Below are 20,589 nucleotides of genomic sequence, written 5' to 3' on the forward strand. Positions count from 1 at the left end.
ATTTTTGAATTTTACTGTACTTTTTCTTCAATGTTTTTTTTCGCTTTCGGTGGCTTACAATCTTTGCAGAAATCTCCCAATTCAGCAATTTCAGCCAAGACTTCTTGATGAAGTTCTTTTAAAACTTCTGATTTTATTCCGAGATTGCTTACCTCCCCTGCCTCTGAATGCCTTTCATTCAATTCTGATTGGATTTCATTATAAATCGGTTGGAAAAAAGTCGGATTGGAAAAGGCTCCTTTATTCTCATATAATTTTTGTCTGAATTTCCTTGCATACAGTTCCACCAAGTCAAATTGGTAATTGGCAAATGCCAATAAACTGTTTGCAATTTCAAGATTCGGAGCAACCAATACAGCAGCATTTTTATTAAATGTATTTGTGACTTTTGAATTAAAGTTCTTGGTAAACATCCATTCATAATTAGTCATTTGGAATGAAAATCCCATTCCGGCAGTGGAATTGATCTGATAAGTATCCCCAAATCCGATTTTTGTTTTTTTGGAAAGAAAATCATCAAAAGTCAGTTCATATTCCGGGCTCCAATCAATGATCTGCTGGGCTATAGTAGAATAAAGAGTGACAAAAAAAAAGAACAGAACGATGAATGAATTTTTCATATTTTGGGGGATTAAAGGTGCCAATTTAGTTGAAAATTTGATATTCAAACAGTGTTGGATTAATTTTTTAATAAAGAGATAAAGCGATTTTAATTTGCCATTTTCTTGATGTAAAATGTGCTTTTATTGGAATTATTACTCTATCAGGCTAAATTCGGATAAACCGATTCCTATGGCAATTTTTCCTTCCAAAGCCCGCTTGGCGCATATTGTTTTTGAACATAACGACAGGGCTTCACGTAATTTTGATGTATTTATTTTGGTCTTGATTTTGTCAAGTGTGACGGTGGTCATATTGGATTCGGAGCCGTCGATCAACAAGAAATACCATGATATCCTTCATTTGTTGGAATGGATTTTTACAGCCTTATTCACTGTAGAATATATTCTGAGGCTATGGCTGAGCAATAGAAAATGGGGATATATCACCAGCTTTTATGGGATTGTTGACCTACTGGCGATTATCCCGAGTTACCTCAGTTTGTTTTTGTTGAACACGCAGTTTTTGGTCGTGATACGAGGGTTGAGGTTGTTGCGGGTTGTCCGGATCCTCAAACTTGGCCGCTATGTCAAGGAAGCAGAAACTTTGAAAAGTGCTTTGAGAAGCAGCAGGGCCAAAATCCAGCTTTTTGTAGGATCAGTTTTGACAATAGTATTGATAGCCGGGACCCTGATGTTTATTGTGGAAGGGCCGACAAGTGGATTTACCAGCATACCGATGGCGATGTATTGGGCCATCGTGACTTTGACTACAGTCGGTTATGGAGATATCACGCCGGTGACAGCTTTGGGCAAATTCATCTCCGCCGTCATCATGCTGTTGGGTTATGCGATAATCGCTGTACCCACAGGGATTGTGACCTCCGAACTGACCCAAGTCAAAAGGGACCAAGCCGATGGTAAAAAGAAAAAATGCGGTACATGCGGTAATTTCAATGAGGCAGATGCCAATTATTGCAAGGTATGCGGAGAGGGATTTTAGGCCTATTTAATCCATACTCAGGACTGTTCTCAGGTCTTTGATATGGCCAAATAGCAAAAGGATATCACCTTCTTCGATTTTGGTATTTCCCGTGAGTACGCCCTGTACTTTTTTTACTTTAGTTTTATTCCCAAAAATGTTAGCCTTTTCCTCCATTTTGATAATGGTGAGGATATTGATATTGTAATTTTGCCTGATTTCGGTTTCCGCTACAGTCAGACCCACGTAACGGGCCGGAGTTTTTACTTCAATGATATTGTAATCCTCTGAGACATCCAAAGAGTCCAAAACATCCTTCATCTGAAGTTTTTTTGCCATTCTTTCTGCAGAATCCTCTTCAGGATGAATGATTTCGTCCACACCGATAGCATTAATGACAGTTTCGTGGACTTTGTTGATCGACCTGCTGATCAGTCTTTTGACTTTCAGTTGTTTGAACAAAGCCGTCACCATGATGGAAGCACCAAAATCCTCTCCAATGGCGACAATGACTACATCCACATCTTTGTAGGGCAGGGTTTTGAGGGCTTGCGCATCGGTGGCATCCATCATGATGACGTGTGTGATGCTGTCCTTTAAAAATTCGATTTTTGATTCCCGGGTATCAATCCCAATCACCTCATGACCCAAATTAGTCAGACGGGTAGCGAGATAACCTCCAAAATTCCCTAAACCAACGATGATATATTTCATAACTAAAAGATTTAAATCAGCTTATATAGACACTTTCTTCAGGATACTTATAATTTTGGCTCCTCGCTTTTTTGACCACGGCCACGAGTACTGTCAGCGTCCCGACCCTGCCCAAAAACATGATCAGGGTCACCACGATTTTGCTGCCCGTAGACAAACCTGCAGTGATGCCCAAGCTTAACCCTACTGTAGAAAAAGCTGAAAATATCTCAAATGCTACATCTAGGATACTCATTTCCGGGTTGAACATCATCACCAAAAACACACCCATTCCAATAACAAGAAAGGAAAGCTGTATTACTGCAAATGCTTTTTTGATGGTGTCGCTGCTGATTTCCCTGCTGAAAACTTCCACCCTTTCTTTTCCTTTGGCCACACTTAGGGTGTTGAGAACGGCTACTGCAAAGGTACTCGTCTTGAGTCCACCTCCCGTGGAACCGGGAGAGGCACCGATCCACATCAAGATCAGATAGATTAATATTGTGGGTAAAGCCAAGGCTGACATGTCGACTGTGTTGAATCCTGCCGTCCTAGGAGTGACCGAACCAAAGAATGCAGTTACAAATTTCCCATATCCCGACAATCCCTTGAGGGTATATTCAGACTCGAAATAGTAGTAGGAAACAAAGCCAATACACAATAAAATGAAAGTAGTGTAGACAATCAACCTGATATTGATATTTACAACCCTTGGAACATGTTTGAATTCTGTGCCTTTGAAGATCCTTTTACTCGTGCCTACAAAAACATGCTTAAGATAATTGATATAGCCGACGACTACAGGAAATCCGATTCCCCCAATAATAATTGTCAGGGCGATGATCAGATGGACATTGTATTGTAGTCTAAATCCCGATTCATACAATCCATTCTGTAAGGTAGAAAATCCGGCATTGCAGAATCCGGATATAGTATGGAAAACAGAGAAAAACAGCCTGTCTCCCGCCCCTTGAAACAAGCCTTTGTCCACAAGAGAATACACAAGCAGTGCTGCGACTCCTTCAACCACAAGGGTAAATACGATGATTTTGACAAGGGTAGAATTGATTTTACCAATATTGTCCTCATTGATGTAGTCCTTGAGGAAAAGCTGGTTTTGGAGAGAATAGCCCCCTTTGAAAAAGAATCCAAAGAAACTCGTAAATGTCATCATTCCCAATCCACCAACCTGAAAAAGAACCATGATGATGAATTGCCCCATAAATGTAAAGTCCTTGGAAGTGTCCAACACGATCAGGCCGGTCACACATACTGCCGAAGTCGAGGTGAATAGGGCATCTACAAAAGAAATTCCATCAATAGTGGCATTTGGAAGCATCAGCATTCCCGTACCAATGATGATGACTAGAAGGAAACTCAAAATGAATACCACAGCGGGATGTACTTTCAGCTTATTTATAGCCAAACTCAACCTACTCAATTCGATCAGAAAAAGGATGAAGATAAGAAGGTTTACCAAAAAAGACTTTATCTGAAGATTTGCAATCCTAAAATCTTTATCAAGCTGAATACCTGTAAGGTTCAATACTGCTGCTGTAAGCAAAAAAAGGATAATGGATATTTCGATGATTAATCTGGGAGTCTTGTATTTTTCAGATTTTGAAAACAACCGGATGGTATAGCCTAGAGAAAGTACAATCAACAAGATATTATAAAAAACCGCGAGTTTCCCGCTTTGGACGACTTTACTAAAACCGATATCGTAGACCAAAATCCCAAAAGCCAAAAAACTCAAAATCTGTAATATCCGGTCGTTCCAATAAAATCCCTTTTTGGTAAGGTTGATTTTTTGGTCAGGACTTTGAAAAAAAGGCAATTCAGGCATAGGTTTGATAAGTCACGAAATGTAGAAAAAATTTGGGGAACACGTAGAGAAATGGCGGGATTAATGAAATCTCAGGTATTCATTGGGCTGGAGAAGTACCAGATTAATTATCTTCAATCAGTTCTCCAATGCCAAAAAAACCATTTTTTGATGGACACGATCAGTGTAGATATAGAGCTTATTCTTGTCAATTTCGTACCGGATGGCATTTTGCAAACCGGCAAAATATTCTTCATCAGAAGCCTCTTCTTCCAACGTAGTGAAGTCTAATTTGTCTACGTAGATTTTCTCAGTAATGCTAAAGGAAATCAGTGGTTCGTTTGATACATTATAGCAACCTGATATTTTGGTTTTGAAACCTGTGGTCTCAAATGTTGGGAAGTCCTTACATGCTGGATTTTCCCCGGAAAATTTAGAGGGTTTTATCTCAAGAATGATTTTATAGACATTTTTCTTGTCCTCTCCGTCAAAGAAGAATTTGGCCCAACGAGCCGTACAGGTCAGGTTATCCAATGTATTGGATCGGGTATCAAAAAAACCTGCAAATTCCCATTTTCCTTCAAGTTCAAAAGTTCCCGCTTTATCGCTTAAATCAAATTCACAGACATTGAATCTTGCAGGTTTTGGGATTTCGGTGATGATTTCTTCTGAAATAATTGGATCATTATCCCTGAGACAGGAAAAAAGTATAAATGCCAGAAAAAGAAATGATACCCGACTCATAGCTGATCAATCTTGATATAAGTAATAAACGTAAGTTTGTGTCAATTTATTACATTTTCATGTTAGCTCAAAAAAAATCCCTTCAGATCTTAATCTGAAGGGATTTTGAATCAAACATTTTCTTCGCCTTCTATAAACTGCTTCTGGATTTCATCTACTTCTTCTTCTTTCTTGGGAGCCAGTTCTTCCTTGAAAAACCGCCCTTGGAATATCAGAATGATAGTAACTCCTACAAATATCGAAGCATCTGCAATATTGAAAATCGGCCAAAGGGCAGTATAACTTCCACCCCAAACAGGTACCCATTCCGGAATAAAACCTTCCCAGATATCAATGTAAAACATGTCAATCACCTGACCGTGAAGCCAAGGGGTAGGGGCATTGTATGGCGCATTATTTAGCCACACACCATAAAATACACTGTCCACAAGGTTCCCAATTGCTCCTCCCAAAATCATGGAAATACAGACGATATAAGCAGGATGAAGATTTTTCTTGATGATGTAATAAAGGTAGTATCCTATCCCAAACATGGCGATCAACCGGAAGGAGGTCAGCAGCAACTTGCCGTATTCGGATCCTATCTGCATCCCAAAAGCCATCCCAGGATTGGTGGTATAATGCAACTTAAACCAATCACCAAATACCTTAATCTGACCCGGTGTCCCAAAATCCATCTCGTAATGGACAATCATTTTGACAGCTTGGTCAATGATAATCACCAATAGGGCGATTGCAAAATATTTCAAATACTTCATCGATAGCATTATAAAGCCACAGATTTAAGGAATTTTTGTAGAATCTCCCCTATCTGTGGCGTGTTAATTTGATTTTATACTTTCTCTACCTTGACTGTCAATTCAAAATCATCCATGTCAAGTTGGGTTCCGTCACTCAAAGAACCGTTCACTTCCAACGAGAGCGCCTGTGTTTCGGTTTGGATATAGGAGGCAAAATTTGCCAAAGCAGCATTTACCATGTCATCATGTTTGGCCACTTTGATGGTGATTTTGTCCTGAACTTCCAATCCCATGTCCTTTCGGAGATTTTGGATCCTGTTGACCAAGTCTCTCGCGATTCCTTCCTGCTTCAGTTCCTCTGTCAAAGTCACATCCAAGGCGACCGTCACCCCATTATCAGAAGCAACTGACCATCCCGGGATATCCTGAGAAGAGATCAACACATCCTCCAAAGTCAAAGCAACTGTTTCTCCATCTAGGTCAAGATAATAAGTGCCGTCTTTTTCGATTGCAGAAATTTCTTCTTTTCCCCAGGCATTGATCGCAGCAGATACCTGCTTCAATTTCGGACCAAATCTTTTGCCCAATAGCGCAAAATTCGGCTTTACGGATTTTACCAAAATACCGGAAGTATCATCTATGTATTCGATATCCTTGATGTTTACCTCAGATTTGATCAGGTCATCCACATGTTGGATCTGTGCTTTGGTTTTCTCATTCAAAACAGGAATCAACACTTTTTGCAAAGGCTGTCTTACTTTGAGTTTTTCTTTTTTCCTCAATGAATGGACCAATGAAGAAATATCCTGCGCCAACTGCATGCTTGCTTCCAGGTCTTCTTTGATCAGTTTTGGATCAGCTGCATTCCAATCTCCCAAGTGGACGGATTCAGGCAAAACCTGTCCAGCTTCCCTGCTGCTTTCCGTGAGGTTTTGGTACAACCAATCAGCGTAGAACGGCGCAAAAGAAGACATCAACTGCGCAAGGCTTGAGAGACATTCATACAAAGTCTCATAAGCTGCCTGCTTGTCCTTGTTGATTTCTCCTCTCCAGAATCTTTTCCTTGCCAATCTAACATACCAGTTGGAAAGCTGATCGACGGTGAAATTCATGATCGCACGGGTGGCCTTGGTGGCATCGTAATTGTCCATGGCCGCTTCCGTTTCGGAGATCAGTGACTGAAGCTTGGAAATGATCCATTGATCCAGTTCCGCTCTTTCGAGTACAGGTACTTTTTTGGTAGGATCATAGACAAAATGATCAAGGTTGGCGTAGAGCGCAAAGAAATTATAGGTGTTTTGGAGTGTACCAAAGAACCTTCTCTGTACTTCTGCCACGCCTTCAAGGTTGAATTTCAGGTTGTCCCAAGGATTGGCATTGCTCAGCATATACCACCTGAGCGCATCTGGGCCATATTCATTCAGGGTTTTGAATGGATCCACAGCATTGCCCAATCGCTTGGACATTTTGTTGCCGTTTTTGTCCAAGACCAAACCGTTGGCAATCACATTTTTGAATGCTACCGAATCGAAGAGCATCCCCGCAATGGCGTGCAAAGTAAAGAACCATCCCCTCGTCTGATCCACGCCTTCGGCAATGTAATCTGCAGGATAATTGGCTTTGAAGATATCCTCATTTTCAAAAGGATAATGCCACTGTGCATAAGGCATTGCCCCGGAATCAAACCAAACATCTATCAAATCCGGTTCACGGAACATTTTTTCACCTTTCGCAGAAACCAACACTACCTCATCCACATAAGGACGGTGGAGGTCAATTTCTTTTCCTTCAAAAGGAGAAGCTGTCATAAATCCTTTAGAAATGGACTTCGCCATTTCTTCATTCAGTTCAGCGATCGAACCGATGCATTTCTCTTCTGTACCGTCTGCTGTTCTCCAGATCGGAAGCGGAGTACCCCAAAATCTGGAGCGGCTTAGGTTCCAATCCACCAGATTTTCTAGCCAGTTGCCAAATCGGCCTGTACCCGTTGCTTCGGGTTTCCAGTTGATGGTTTTGTTCAGTTCTACCAATCTGTCCTTGTAAGCTGTGGTTTTGATAAACCAGCTTTCCAAAGGATAATACAGGATCGGCTTGTCCGTCCTCCAGCAATGCGGATATGTGTGCTCATATTTTTCTACTTTGAAAGCCTTGTTTTCATTCTTCAGAATGATGGAGATGATCACGTCGGTGTTTTTGTACTCCTTGTTGCTCTCATCGTCTTCGAGGTAATTTTTGACATAGAAATCATTCGCTCCCAATTCCTTGTGGGCGCTGATGCCATGTTCTTTCATTTTTGCAGCAAGGTATTCACCTACCACAGGCAGGAATTTTCCTTGTCTGTCCACGACCGGAATCTCATTTCCCAAGTCGTCTTTGACAAAAACTCCGGGTATATTTTGTTGTACCAAAGTCCTGAAATCGTCCGCACCGAAGGCTTTTGCCAAGTGCACGATGCCGGTACCGTCTTCAGTGGTCACATAATCGCCCGCCACTACCGTAAATGCCGGATGCGGCAATGCCAAACCTGCAATTGGAAATAGCTGCTCATATTCCCAACCCAAAAGGTCTTTGCCTTTGTATTCCTCTATGATCTCATAAGGGATCAATTTGTCTCCGGCCTTGAAATCGGCCATGGCGATTTCCTGCGCCTTTGGATTGAGGTAAGCACCCATCCTGGCTTTTGCCAATATGACATTTACCGGTTCGAAGGTGTATGGGTTGAAAGTCTTGACTTTGACATAGTCGAGTTTTTCGCCGATGGCCAAAGCCGAATTGGAAGGCAAGGTCCAAGGCGTGGTCGTCCAGGCAAGGATGTAGGTATTGTCCTGTCCTTTGACTTTGAACTGTGCCGTGATGGAAGTGTCTTTGACGTCCTTGTAAGTGCCAGGCTGATTGAGTTCGTGCGAACTCAGACCCGTACCCGCAGCAGGTGAAAACGGCTGAATCGTATAGCCCTTATAAAGCAAGCCTTTGTCATACAGCTTCCTCAAAAGGCTCCAAAGACTCTCAATGTATTTTGGTTCGAAAGTGATATAAGGATCATCCAAATCCACCCAATAGCCTATTTTCTCGGTGAGGTCATCCCATTCATGTTTGAAACGCATGACCGTCTCGCGGCATTTTTGGTTGTATTCTTCGACGGAAATCTTCTTTCCGATGTCTTCTTTGGTAATGCCAAGCTCCTTTTCTACCTGCAATTCCACAGGCAATCCATGCGTATCCCAACCGCCTTTTCTCTTTACCTGAAATCCTTTGAGCGTTTTGTACCGGCAGAAAATATCCTTCAGGGTCCTTGCCATCACATGGTGGATACCTGGCGTACCGTTGGCAGACGGTGGTCCTTCAAAAAAAGTGAAGGTTTCGAAACCCTCTCTGTTTTCCACAGATTTTTTAAAAATGTCATTCTCTTTCCAGAATTGGAGGATATCTACTCCTATTTTGGGATAATCAACTTGTTTGAACTCCTGGTATTTTTTCACGGTATTCCTTGGGGTTTTATTTTTTCCCACCCAAAACTCCAGATTTCTGAATTGATCCTTGGGTGGATTTGTCTATATGAAAAGAGTCAAATAACTAACCCTTTCAAAAGCAGGCACAAAGTTAAGAGATTTTGGGCGAATAGGGATAGCTTCCCGCAGAATTCAGGTTTTTGACAGATAATTTTTGGTTTGAATTAATTTTTCAAAATGAGAAAAGCTTAAATTTAGAATTGTAACATCCCTGATTTTTGTGAAAAAAAGTGTTTTTATCCAAACCGATACGCAACAGTTGATCGATCGAGCCCATAATTTGAATCCTGTTACGAAAGCCAATTGGGGTCTGATGACCGCTACCGAGATGCTTGTCCACTGTAATTTGGCCCATCAGGGAATTCTCAAAGCTACCAAATCTGACAAAAGTGCGACATTCAGGCAGCTGATGTTCAAGTTTGTATTCTTCCATCTAAGAAGTGAATTCCCAAAGCTGGCCAAAGGTCCAAAGAGATTTCAAACTGTAGGAAATGCCCCTGACGCTTCCTTTGAAGAAGAAAAATCAAAATTTATTCACATCCTGAGTAAATACCCTAAAATAGATTATGCTTTGGAAGCGTCCCATCCCGTTTTTGGTCCACTGACCCATCAGCAATGGGGAATATTTGTGTGGAGGCATGTGGACCACCACCTCAGGCAATTCGGAGTTTAAAGCGGTAATTTTTTTGTCCGAATCAGGTGGCCGGAAGTGAAATACCTTTTACTCTCCGGTAAAGGGATAGCGCGTACCTGTCCGTCATTCCTGAAATAAAATCCACCAAAGCCCGAAGCAACGGATAGGGATTGACTTTGATTTCCCATCCATCTAAAGGAAAATCTTCCGGCAGCAACCTCAGGATACTTTTGTCTTTGCCTGAATACAGTTCGGTCTGATAGAATTTATGGTTCAGTGCTTTTGAAAAAACTTCCAATAAACCTTCCAAAACCTGAAAACCTGCAGCTTCTTTTTCCAAAACAGGTTTGGACCGATAGATTTTTTTCACAGAAAGGTGGGAGATTTTTTCAAGTGGTTTGGCGGATGGAATAATGTCAGTGAGTGCCTTGTCAAAGTCACCGCTAAGAATCGCCTCTTCATTGGCACAAAAAGCTTCGACCGCTTCGCTGATCAGACTTCCGATCGTCATGGCCCGCAGAATGGCCAATTTTTGGGAGTCTGTTTTGTATTTCTCTAATTTTTCAGGTTTGAATTTGTCCCCCAATATCTCGGCAAGCAATTCAATGGTCTGCTCAATACTTACCAAACCCATGGTGCAACCGTCTTCGAGGTCAATGATACTGTAGCAGATATCGTCGGCTGCTTCCACCAAAAAAGCAAGTGGATGCCTCAACCAACATTCTGCATTTATTTTGGTCAGCCCCAATTCTGAGGCGAGTTGGGCGTAGTCTTTTTGCTGGTCGGTAAAGAACCCAAATTTCTTCTGACTTCTGCGGTTGTGGTCTCTTTTGAAAATGTGGGATGGCCTTGGATATTTTGTAAAGGCAGCCAAGGTTGCATACGAAAGTTTCAATCCGTTATCCTTGGAAACCAACATCCTAAAGCCCTGGGAATTTCCTTCAAAATTTGTCAAATCATCCCATTCATGGGGTTTGACATGGGTGCGCCAAATGAAACCATAAGGATGATGCTTGAAAAAATCAGAAATAGCTTCCTCACCGGCATGTCCAAAAGGTGGATTACCAATATCATGTGCCAATGCCGCTGCTGCCACGATGGCACCAAAATCAGAGGAATGGATACCTTTTTCGGCGAGATTGGGATATTTATTGATGAGGTATTCACCGGCGGATTTTCCCAAAGACCTGCCTACGCTGGATACTTCGAGGCTATGGGTAAGTCTGGTATGGACAAAATCATTTTCAGGAAGCGGAAAAACCTGGGTTTTGTCCTGAAGATTTCTAAACGGAGCAGAAAAAATGATCCGGTCGTAATCTATTTCAAACTCACTTCTAAAAGATTCAGGTGAGGAATTTTCTTTTTTCGAAGAATCAAACCTGTCCGAACTCAATAATTTTTCCCAATTCATCATCTCCAAAAATACTAAAGCTATGTGTTTTAAGACCAATCATCGTCAAAAAATTAACCAAGAAATCATCTTGGCACAATGATTGGAAGTATGGCTACAAGTTAAAACCCATTTAAATTTTAAATTTTATGAAAAAACACATTTATTCTATCTCAGCAATGTTGGCTACAGTGTTCTTTTTGGTCTCTTGTGATGACAAGGATGACATGCAATCCTCTGCTAATGCAAAAGTGAATGTTTACCTGATTGACGCACCCGCAGCTTATGATGAAGTGTGGGTTGAGGTATTGGGAGTCGAATTTCTTCCAAAAGGCGAAAGTGAAGAAAATGGAAGTGCATGGATTACTTTGGGACATGAAGGAGAAGATAAAAAGCTTAATCTTCTTTCTTTGGTAGCTGATAACCCATTTTACTTTGGAGAAATTGAAGTCCCTGCAGGGGAAATTTCCCAAATAAGGTTATTGCTAGGCGATGACAATTACATCATGGATGGGGAGCAGCGCATAGACCTTACCACTCCTAGCGCCCAACAAAGTGGATTGAAATTGAAAATCGACAAACCATTAGAGGCAGGAATTTCTTATGATTTGGTGATAGATTTTGATGCTTCAAAATCAATTGTGAAAGCTGGGAATTCAGGTAATTATATCCTTAAGCCTGTTTTGAGAGTGATTGCGGAAGCCTCAGCGACTATTGAAGGGACCGTGTTGCCGCTGGAGGCATTCCCAGTACAGGTTTCAGCCATCATTGATGAAGACACCGTGGGCACTTTCACAGACGAGAATGGCATGTTTATGATCAGAGGATTGAAAACAGGGAGTTATTCTTTGCTCGTAGAACCTAATGAATTGTATCAAGTCAAAAAAATTGAAGGAGTAGAAACCACAATTGGGGTGGTTACAAAGCCGGAACCTATCCAACTTGATTTGGTTGTAATTGATACAGAGGATTAATCCTCATCATCTCATATATTTAATGTGAAAGACAGAGAGCCCGAAGTTGAAAAACTTTGGGCTTTTTTATTTCGTAGATGTCAAACTCCCATTGTGATAACTTTTCCTATTTTTGAAGTGTGAAAAAATTCTCTTTATTCATCCAGATTTTTATTTGTCTGTTTCTAACTTCCTGCATGACAGATGGAGAAAGAAGTACTGCGCTTGTCAACGTATTTGTGATTGATGCGCCGGGAGATTTTGAAGAAGTTTGGGTGGAAATTTTGGGCGTGGAAGTCAAAACCACCGGTACAAGGGGTCAGGACAATGCAAATCCTATCTTTTTTGAAAATGTCCAAAGCAATAAACAGGTCAACCTTTCAAGCCTTATTTTGGATAAACAGTTTTTGGTAGGTAGGGGAGAATTATTAGTTGGAGCAATCACAGAATTGACCTTAAAGTTGGGGACCAACCATTATGTCGTCATTGATGGAGCAAGGATTCCTTTGGTGATTGAAAATATTGAGAATCAAAATCCTTCCTTAACAGTCAATTACCCTTTAGATCCAGGAATTTCTTATGATATCTTTATTGATTTTGAAGTTTTTAGATCAATTACAGCCTCACCCAATCCTGCCAATGGCTTTGTTCTGAAGCCCAAACTTCGTTCCTTCACTAGGGTAGATACCGGAGAAATAGCCGGTTCAATCCTTCCATTGAAGGAAAACGCGGTGGTATACGCCATTCAAGGTCAGGACACAGTTTCTTCCACCGCAATCGAACTTTCCACCGGTAAATTCAAATTGAGGGGGATATTGGGAAATCATACCGTTTCGATCATTCCTTTTAATTCAGCTTTTCAATCTGAGACGATCACCAATGTGAGGGTTGAAAGCAGAAAAATCACCCAAATAAATGAAATTACACTCCGTCCAAAACCGTAATTCAATGACTCAGGATGAATTATACATGCGGAGAGCCATCGAATTGGCGGAGTTTGGGAGAGGGAATGTAAGCCCAAATCCCATTGTCGGTTGTGTCATTGTGCATGAAAATACAATCATTGGGGAAGGATACCATCAGGTTTATGGAGGACCACATGCCGAACCCAATGCCATCAATTCGGTTACTTATCAGGATTTATTATCGGAATCGACTGTTTATGTATCCCTTGAGCCCTGCGCCCATTGGGGCAAAACTCCTCCTTGCGCCAATCTTTTGATAGAAAAAAAGGTGAAGAAGGTTGTGATTGCAGCGGTCGACACCAATCCTTTGGTGGGAGGAAAAGGGATTCAGCTTTTGAAAGAAGCAGGAATTGAAGTTCTTTCGGGTATTTTGGAAAAAGAGGCAAGGGAGCAGAACAAGCGCTTTTTTACTTTTATCGAAAAGAAGAGACCTTATGTTATTCTCAAATGGGCCCAAACCCGAGATGGTTTTGTAGCTCGGGAAAACTTTGATTCCAAATGGATCAGCAACCAATATAGCCGACAGCTTGTCCATAAATGGAGGTCGGAAGAAGATGCAATCCTAGTCGGGACATCCACTGCCAAATATGACAACCCGAAGTTGAACGTGCGAGACTGGGATGGCAAAAACCCGGTTAGGATTGTTTTGGACAGGACTTTGAAATTGGATTCAACCTTGGATCTTTTCGACCATAGCCAAAAAACGATTTGCTACAATCAGGTCAAAACTGAAAATTCAGAGAACCTTGATTTGGTAAAATTGGATTCAGGATTTGGCTTGGAGAAGGTTTTGGAGGATTTGTACCAAAGGAAAATCCAGAGCCTAATCGTTGAGGGAGGGGCACAGGTTTTGAAAAGTTTTATTGAAAATGAACTTTGGGACGAGGCTCGGGTTTTTACAGGTCAGGTCCAATTTGGAAAAGGCATTCCGGCACCCTTGATCAAAGGTAAATTGCTTTCCGAATCAGAAATCGTGGGGGATAGGTTGGCTGTCTGGGAAAGAAATTGAAAGATAATTCAAATTATTCCTGTAAATGTCATTTCAAGTTGATAAAAATGGTTTTACAGAAAGGGGGATTATTCTTGGTGTGGCGTCATCTTGAATCCCAGGTACGAGGATGAAAGATCTCAAAAAATTAGAGACTCTTCGCTTCACTCAGAGTGACGGCCGCGACAACATCAGCCAACCGTAATCGCTCAACATTTAGTTATACCCACAAATTGTTTTAAACCATGTCCGAATCACTCTACTTACCCGAAGTCGCCACGAAGGCAGAAAAATACCAAGCGATTCTTCCACAGATTGAGGCTTTGATCTCCTCAGAGTCAGATAGCTATGCGAATCTTGCCAATGTCGCAGCAGTGTTGCGGGAAGCTTTTGGTTTTTTTTGGGTCGGATTTTACATTGTCAAAGCGGAACATTTGGTATTGGGACCATTTCAAGGTCCTTTGGCCTGTACGAGGATAGCTTTTGGAAAAGGTGTATGCGGGACTGCTTGGAAAGAAGCCAAGACCCAATTGGTACCGGATGTGGATGCTTTTCCGGGTCATATTGCCTGCAGTTCTGCTTCCCGGTCTGAGATCGTAGTTCCGGGATTTAAAGAAGGGAAAGTTTGGATAGTCCTTGATGTCGACAGTGATCAATTAGACGATTTTGACCAAAGCGATGCTTTTTACCTCGAAAAATTGATGGCCTTGGTGGACCGATACTGTTAAGTGAAGCCTACTTCACCTCCCACTTTTCGATATACTTTGGTTCAAAAGAACTCATTTTATCCAACAGTTCTACAGGATCGCTGCTGACAATCAACAAGTCCAACTGTGCTTGATGCAAAAATCCTTCTTTTGCCGAATGCTTTAGAAAAGTAATCAACCCATCATAATACCCATTGACATTGTACAGTGCCAAAGGCTTACTGATATAAGCCAACTGGTTAAGGGTCATGATTTCAAACAGTTCCTCAAATGTCCCGATTCCACCAGGCATGGCGATAAAACCGTCTCCTTTTTCGGCCATCAGCCATTTGCGGTCGCGCATGGTTTCGACGACAGTCAGTTCGGTCAATCCTCGATGAGCTACCTCGATGTCCACGAGTTTCTGGGGAATGATTCCATAGACATCCATCCCTGCTTCTAGCATGGCATCGGCTATGACACCCATCAACCCGACATTCCCGGCACCATAGACCAAAGCCATGTTTCTTTTGACCATTTCCTTTGCCAAAGCTTTTGCGCCTTCTTCGTAAACAGGATTTTTACCTTTGTTCGAACCGCAGTAGATGGTGATTTTTTTCATAAGTTGATTTTTGGACAAAAGTAATTGTATTTACCCTATTCTGCGAAGGTCTTCGAAATCCGCGGGAGTAATTTTTTGAATTCTGAGTATTTAAAGTCCCGCAGACATCGCAGATGTCCGCAAAATAAATAGAAGGTGTCCCGCGAAGATGCCAAGAAAAAAATTTACCTCAGAGGACGTGGAGGGCACGGAGAAAAAAATCATGTATTATATCACACTGAGAAAAAAAGAGCAAAACCCCTAAGAAATGCACCTTCCGGTAATAGCTAAACCATTTGGGTCATTGCGGTAAAAATTTTCCAGAATATCCAATTATCATCTGTGAAAATCTGTGTTCATCAGTGGTAAATATTTTTTCCCGCAGACTACGCAGATGTCCGCAGAACTTTTTTGGTAAATAAATTTGGATATTTTAATTTTCTCTGCGCAGGTCAGCGAAATCTGCGGGTGAATTTTTCATTACTTTCCACTGTTTACCCTTTTTCAATAATTCTCTTTATTTTCACCCCCATGAAAATCTGTTTTGCCACCAACAATAAAAAGAAAATAGAAGAGGTAAAATCTGCCTTGGGTGATCATTTTACCATTGTTTCATTGGAAGAAATAGGCTGTAGGGAAGAGCTTCCCGAAACAGGTGACACCTTGGAACACAATGCCTTCCAAAAAGCCAGGTATGTCAAAGACAACTATGGGGTGGATTGCTTTGCTGATGATACTGGTCTGGAAGTGGAAGCCTTGGATGGCGCGCCGGGAGTGTATTCAGGGAGATTTGCCGGCGAACCGAGAAGTGATGAGAGGAATGTAGACCTGCTTTTGAGCAAAATGGCAGGAAAGGAAAATAGGAAAGCGAGGTTCAGGACCGTCATTGCGCTTATTCTGAATGGGGAAGAGCATGCCTTTGACGGCATTGCGGAAGGAGAAATTATTCAACAGAGAATCGGAACAGGTGGATTTGGATACGATCCTGTATTTGTACCCAATGGATTCAAAAAAACTTTTGCAGAATTGACTTTGGAAGAAAAAAACCAAATCAGCCACCGTGGCAAGGCTGTAAAAGCTTTGGCAGACTTTCTCAAATAAATTTTTAAATTTGTACCCCATGAACAAACCATTTATTCTAGGGATTACCGGGGGAAGCGCATCAGGCAAAACTTTATTTTTAGACAAGCTGCTGCATTCATTTGAACCCGGGGAAGTTTGTTTGATCTCCCAGGACAATTATTATAAACCAAGGCATCTTCAGCCTGTAGACGAGAAAGGAATCCATAATTTTGATACCCCAAATTCCATAGATTTTGGACAATATGCCGAGGATATCAAAAAAATCCGGGAAGGCGAAACCGTCTACAGACAAGAATATACTTTTAATAATCCCAACAAAAAGCCCAAAACACTGGAATTTGCTCCCGCGCCTGTAGTGGTAGTGGAGGGAATTTTTGTGCTCTATTATCCCGAGTTGGCGGATTTGTTGGATCTGAAGGTTTTTATCGATGCCAAAGAATATATTAAACTAAAAAGAAGAATTGTCAGGGATAAAGTAGAGCGTGGCTATGACCTCGATGATGTTCTGTACAGGTATGAGATGCATGTAATGCCTACTTATGAAAAGTATATCGAGCCTTTCAAGAATGATGCAGATCTGATCATACCAAACAACAGGAATTTTGACCATGCCTTGGATGTAATCAGGACTTACTTGAGGTTAAAAGCAAAATAAGCGGAAATGTCTAAGGGTCAGTTTTTTTTAGTGTAGGCCTTTTGTAATTGCAAAACTTTATATATTTGCTCCCCCGTGAGAAAAGCAACCAAAAATATCGGCTTATTTAGACAGAGAGCAACAATTTTGTTGGTCCTGTTCTTTTGCATGCTGGTAAGCGGTACTGAATATTTTCCAAAACCTGCAGATAACGACAATAAATCCAAGCAGGAAAAATCACAGGAATCAGATTCTTCATCAGAAAATCAGACTTTTTTAAATGTTGCCGTTGACGCTGTAGTCCCGTTTGTGACTGTGGTTTCTCAACAGGTTTTTTACCTGATTTATGAAACTTTCACTATTGAAAAGCCTACAGTAAACGGGGTCAGTGTTACCCTTCCATTGAATTTTCCCTATTGGGAGATCCTATTGGAAAGGATTATTTCACCCAATGCTCCCTGATTTTTTTCATCTCAGAATACCTGAGCCGCTATCGGCATATCCAAAAATCTTAGAATAAATAATCAAACAATCAAAAATCAATCATATGCGTAACCAAGGAGTCATTGTGTTTTTGACCGTGGTAGTCACAGCTTTGTGCCTGTATTACCTGTCATTCACTTTCGTATCAAACAATATCCAGCAGAAGGCCGTGGAATTTGCCACTGACGATGCAGGGAATCTGGATTTTGCAAAAAAGCAATCCTACCTCGACTCTATCTACAGAGAGCCGGTTTATAATTTTCTAGGTGCCAAATTCACCTATAAAGAAATCAAAGAAACTGAATTGGGACTTGGCCTTGACTTACAAGGCGGTATGCACGTTACCTTGGAAGTTTCTCCTATTGAAATCCTTAAAGGTCTTTCTGGCAACAGTAAGGACCCTGCCTTCAATACTGCACTTGAAGAAGCAAATCAAGCATCTAAAACGAGCAACAGCAAGTTTGTAGATCTGTTTTATGGAGCATGGCAAAATCAGGCTCCCGGTCAAAAACTGAGTGCAATATTTGCTACCGCAGCTAACAGGGGCCGAATTTCATTGGAATCTTCTGATTCTGACATTCTTCAGATCATCGATACAGAGGTTGAAAATGCCATCGAAAGGTCATTCAATATCTTGAGAACGAGGGTTGATAGATTTGGAACTTCTCAACCAAATATTCAGAGAATCCAAGGTTCCGGCCGGATTCAAATTGAACTTCCCGGAGTGGACAATGCTACCAGGGTGAGAAATTTACTTCAAGGAGTTGCAAAGTTGCAATTCTGGGAAGTGGCTGAGGTGAATGAGTATTTGTCAGAATTAGAAGCTGCGAACAGCCTTTTGGTAGCAGAAGCTCAAGCAAAAAAAGCTGCAGTTCAGCCTGAAATTGCCGAGACAGATTCAGCTAAAGCTGCTGCAGCATTATCAGAACTTGAAAAGCAATTGGCCGGAACAGCAGATTCTACTGACGTTTCTACTTCTGTTTCACCGATTTTTTCTTTGACCAAATCCCAGCAAGGATTGGTATATGAAATCAGGGATACTGTAGCGATCAACAGGATTTTTGCCAGAGAAGATGTGAAAGCCGTATTGCCTAGAGATGTGAAATTCCTTTGGTCTGTTAAACCTGAAGTAGCGGATAACCTTGAATTATTGGAGTTATATGCCATAAAAAAGAGCAGAACAGGTGATCAAGCACCTTTGGAAGGGGATGTCATCACAGATGCCCGCCAGACTTTAGACCAGACTTCCCGTCCTGCGGTAAGTATGCAGATGAACGCTGACGGTGCCAGAAGGTGGAGAAAACTTACGGGTGATAATATCGGTAGAAGAATCGCAGTTGTATTGGATGATTTCGTGTATACTGCACCGATGGTTCAAGGAGAAATTCCTTCAGGTCAGTCAGAAATCACAGGAAATTTCACCATTGAGGAAGCTAAAGATTTGGCAAACATCCTAAAGTCAGGTTCCCTTCCTGCACCCACAAAGATCGTAGAAGAAGCAATTATCGGTCCGACTTTAGGTAAAGAGGCTCAAAGCCAAGGTATCATCTCCATGGTGGCAGGTTTGCTTTTGGTTGTGGTTTTCATGGTAGCATATTATGCTAAAGGTGGATTTGTTGCCATTGCAGCTTTGATATTCAATATTTTCTTCATCCTTGGTATTTTGGCTCAGTTGGGAGCAGCATTGACATTGCCCGGTATCGCGGGTATCGTGTTGACGATCGGTATGTCCATTGATGCCAACGTATTGATATTTGAAAGAATCAAAGAGGAACTAGCCAATGGCAGCGGTTTGATAGCTGCTATCAATGAGGGTTATAACAAGGCATTTTCCGCGATTTTGGATTCAAACGTTACAACCTTCTTGGTTGGCGCGATTTTGTACGCAGTGGGACAAGGTCCTGTTAAAGGATTTGCCATCGTATTGATGATCGGTATTGCATCTTCTTTCTTCTCAGCTGTATTTATCACAAGACTGATTGTGCACCTGATGAGCAAAAAAGGTGATGATAGCAGTATCTCATTCTCTACTCCTTTGGCTAAAGGTCTTTTGAGTAACCTGAATATTGATTTCATGAGCAAAAGAAAAGTAGCATATATTTTCTCTACCGGGATTATTGTCATAGGCCTTGCCATTGCATTGATCAGCGGATTGAAATTTGGTGTTGACTTTACAGGTGGTAGGTCCTATATCGTGACCTTTGCAGAGCCTGTGGTCGCTTCTGAATTGAAAGTGGGTCTTGATGGAGAATTTGACGGATCAGTGGAAGTCAAATCCTACGGTGCCAGCAACATCATGAAAGTGACTACTTCATATTTGATCAATGAGGATGATGATGCCTCCAATGCTGAAGTGGAAAGCAAAGTGAAAGAAGGCATTGCAAACATAATGGGACTGACTTATTCTACAGATGCAGCAAATATTCAGGATGGTCAGTTTTCTATTACAGGCTCTTCCAAAGTAGGAGCCACAGTCGCGGATGATATAAAAAAATCCTCTGCAGAAGCCATGTTCTTCGCATTGGTAGCAATTTTCCTTTACATCCTTTTGAGATTCCGCAAGTGGCAGTTTTCTTTGGGAGCGATCATCGCATTGGCGCATGACGTACTTTTTGTTATCGCAGCCTTTGCCATTGCAAGTGCCTTCGGAGCTACTTTCGAAATTGACCAAGTATTCATTGCTGCAATCTTGACAGTGGTGGGTTATTCCATCAATGACACGGTAATCATTTTTGATAGGATCAGGGAAAACATTGAACTTAGAGGTACATCCAAGTTGGTAAAAATGTTCAATGATGCGATCAACCAAACCATGGCAAGAACATTGATCACTTCACTGACAACGCTTATTGTTGTCTTGGTACTCCTTATTTTTGGGGGTGAAGTTTTGAGAGGTTTCTCTTTTGCGTTGTTCATTGGTATTGTGGTGGGTACTTACTCATCAATTTATATCGCTTCACCGATTGTGGTGGATTTGATGAAAAAAGAAATCGAAGCAGAAAGCGCTCAGGAAGTAGCAAAAAAGACAGTTTAATTTAAAGAATTTCAAAAAAATATAAGGAGTCAAAGCGATTTGACTC

The 20,589-nt window shown here is 41.4% G+C and carries 18 protein-coding genes; 10 read left to right on the plus strand and 8 right to left on the minus strand.

Going from position 1 to position 20,589, the window contains the following annotated elements; all coding sequences use genetic code 11:
- Positions 1 to 11 precede the first annotated feature (11 nt).
- A complete protein-coding gene (locus tag NK987_RS05020) occupies positions 12 to 620 on the minus strand; it encodes a hypothetical protein (RefSeq protein WP_258424728.1) in 609 nt (202 codons plus the stop codon).
- 172 nt (positions 621 to 792) lie between these two features.
- Here NK987_RS05020 and NK987_RS05025 point away from each other — a divergent pair, with 172 nt between their 5' ends.
- On the plus strand, positions 793 to 1,602 hold the full coding sequence (locus NK987_RS05025; protein ID WP_259262984.1) for an ion transporter: 810 nt from the start codon (positions 793 to 795) through the stop codon (positions 1,600 to 1,602).
- 6 nt (positions 1,603 to 1,608) lie between these two features.
- Here NK987_RS05025 and NK987_RS05030 read toward each other — a convergent pair whose 3' ends face one another.
- The 5 genes from NK987_RS05030 to ileS form a co-directional block, all read right to left on the minus strand.
- Positions 1,609 to 2,295 (minus strand): potassium channel family protein, encoded by a 687-nt coding sequence (locus tag NK987_RS05030; RefSeq protein ID WP_259262985.1) that lies wholly within the window; start codon positions 2,293 to 2,295, stop codon positions 1,609 to 1,611.
- Positions 2,296 to 2,311: 16 nt separating this feature from the next.
- Entirely contained in the window at positions 2,312 to 4,120 is a 1,809-nt protein-coding gene (locus tag NK987_RS05035; protein WP_259262986.1) for a TrkH family potassium uptake protein, read from the minus strand.
- A 117-nt stretch (positions 4,121 to 4,237) separates the two neighbouring features.
- A complete protein-coding gene (locus NK987_RS05040; protein ID WP_259262987.1) occupies positions 4,238 to 4,843 on the minus strand; it encodes a lipocalin/fatty acid-binding family protein in 606 nt (201 codons plus the stop codon).
- Positions 4,844 to 4,953: 110 nt separating this feature from the next.
- A complete protein-coding gene (locus NK987_RS05045) occupies positions 4,954 to 5,601 on the minus strand; it encodes a lipoprotein signal peptidase (RefSeq protein ID WP_259262988.1) in 648 nt (215 codons plus the stop codon).
- A 74-nt stretch (positions 5,602 to 5,675) separates the two neighbouring features.
- Positions 5,676 to 9,062 (minus strand): isoleucine--tRNA ligase, encoded by a 3,387-nt coding sequence (ileS, locus tag NK987_RS05050; protein ID WP_259262989.1) that lies wholly within the window; start codon positions 9,060 to 9,062, stop codon positions 5,676 to 5,678.
- A 250-nt stretch (positions 9,063 to 9,312) separates the two neighbouring features.
- Here ileS and NK987_RS05055 point away from each other — a divergent pair, with 250 nt between their 5' ends.
- Positions 9,313 to 9,765 carry a DUF1569 domain-containing protein gene (locus NK987_RS05055; RefSeq protein WP_259262990.1) on the plus strand — a complete coding sequence of 151 codons (453 nt, stop codon included), beginning with the start codon at positions 9,313 to 9,315 and terminating at the stop codon, positions 9,763 to 9,765.
- Between the two features lie 22 nt (positions 9,766 to 9,787).
- Here the strand turns inward: NK987_RS05055 and NK987_RS05060 are convergent, their stop codons facing one another.
- Positions 9,788 to 11,140: a deoxyguanosinetriphosphate triphosphohydrolase gene (locus NK987_RS05060; protein WP_259262991.1), complete on the minus strand. Its 1,353-nt coding sequence runs from the start codon at positions 11,138 to 11,140 to the stop codon at positions 9,788 to 9,790.
- A gap of 125 nt (positions 11,141 to 11,265) precedes the next feature.
- On the opposite strand from NK987_RS05060, the gene NK987_RS05065 reads away from it, so the two are divergent.
- The 4 genes from NK987_RS05065 to NK987_RS05080 all read left to right on the plus strand — a co-directional run bounded on the left by NK987_RS05065 (position 11,266) and on the right by NK987_RS05080 (position 14,750).
- The gene (locus NK987_RS05065) at positions 11,266 to 12,090 is read left to right on the plus strand and encodes a DUF4382 domain-containing protein (RefSeq protein WP_259262992.1); all 825 of its coding nucleotides are present in this window, start codon (positions 11,266 to 11,268) and stop codon (positions 12,088 to 12,090) included.
- Positions 12,091 to 12,266: 176 nt separating this feature from the next.
- Positions 12,267 to 13,013, plus strand: coding sequence for a DUF4382 domain-containing protein (locus tag NK987_RS05070; RefSeq protein WP_259262993.1), 747 nt, complete (start codon positions 12,267 to 12,269; stop codon positions 13,011 to 13,013).
- The gene (gene ribD / locus NK987_RS05075; protein ID WP_420841161.1) at positions 12,985 to 14,043 is read left to right on the plus strand and encodes a bifunctional diaminohydroxyphosphoribosylaminopyrimidine deaminase/5-amino-6-(5-phosphoribosylamino)uracil reductase RibD; all 1,059 of its coding nucleotides are present in this window, start codon (positions 12,985 to 12,987) and stop codon (positions 14,041 to 14,043) included. Before NK987_RS05070 ends, ribD begins: the two co-directional genes overlap by 29 nt.
- A gap of 224 nt (positions 14,044 to 14,267) precedes the next feature.
- Complete coding sequence (locus tag NK987_RS05080) at positions 14,268 to 14,750, plus strand: GAF domain-containing protein (RefSeq protein ID WP_259262994.1); 483 nt, start codon at positions 14,268 to 14,270, stop codon at positions 14,748 to 14,750.
- 7 nt (positions 14,751 to 14,757) lie between these two features.
- On the opposite strand, the gene NK987_RS05085 is transcribed toward NK987_RS05080, so the two are convergent.
- A complete protein-coding gene (locus NK987_RS05085) occupies positions 14,758 to 15,330 on the minus strand; it encodes an LOG family protein (protein ID WP_259262995.1) in 573 nt (190 codons plus the stop codon).
- Between the two features lie 510 nt (positions 15,331 to 15,840).
- On the opposite strand from NK987_RS05085, the gene NK987_RS05090 reads away from it, so the two are divergent.
- The 4 genes from NK987_RS05090 (at position 15,841) to secDF (ending at position 20,543) form a co-directional block, all read left to right on the plus strand.
- Entirely contained in the window at positions 15,841 to 16,410 is a 570-nt protein-coding gene (locus tag NK987_RS05090; RefSeq protein WP_259262996.1) for a non-canonical purine NTP diphosphatase, read from the plus strand.
- A gap of 19 nt (positions 16,411 to 16,429) precedes the next feature.
- On the plus strand, positions 16,430 to 17,047 hold the full coding sequence (gene udk / locus NK987_RS05095; RefSeq protein WP_258424743.1) for a uridine kinase: 618 nt from the start codon (positions 16,430 to 16,432) through the stop codon (positions 17,045 to 17,047).
- Positions 17,048 to 17,122: 75 nt separating this feature from the next.
- The gene (locus NK987_RS05100; protein WP_259262997.1) at positions 17,123 to 17,488 is read left to right on the plus strand and encodes a hypothetical protein; all 366 of its coding nucleotides are present in this window, start codon (positions 17,123 to 17,125) and stop codon (positions 17,486 to 17,488) included.
- A gap of 85 nt (positions 17,489 to 17,573) precedes the next feature.
- Positions 17,574 to 20,543, plus strand: coding sequence for a protein translocase subunit SecDF (secDF, locus tag NK987_RS05105; RefSeq protein WP_259262998.1), 2,970 nt, complete (start codon positions 17,574 to 17,576; stop codon positions 20,541 to 20,543).
- The last annotated feature ends 46 nt before the right edge of the window (positions 20,544 to 20,589 follow it).

Source organism: Aquiflexum gelatinilyticum (genome assembly GCF_024813435.1).
GTDB classification, from domain to species: Bacteria; Bacteroidota; Bacteroidia; order Cytophagales; family Cyclobacteriaceae; genus Cognataquiflexum; species Cognataquiflexum gelatinilyticum.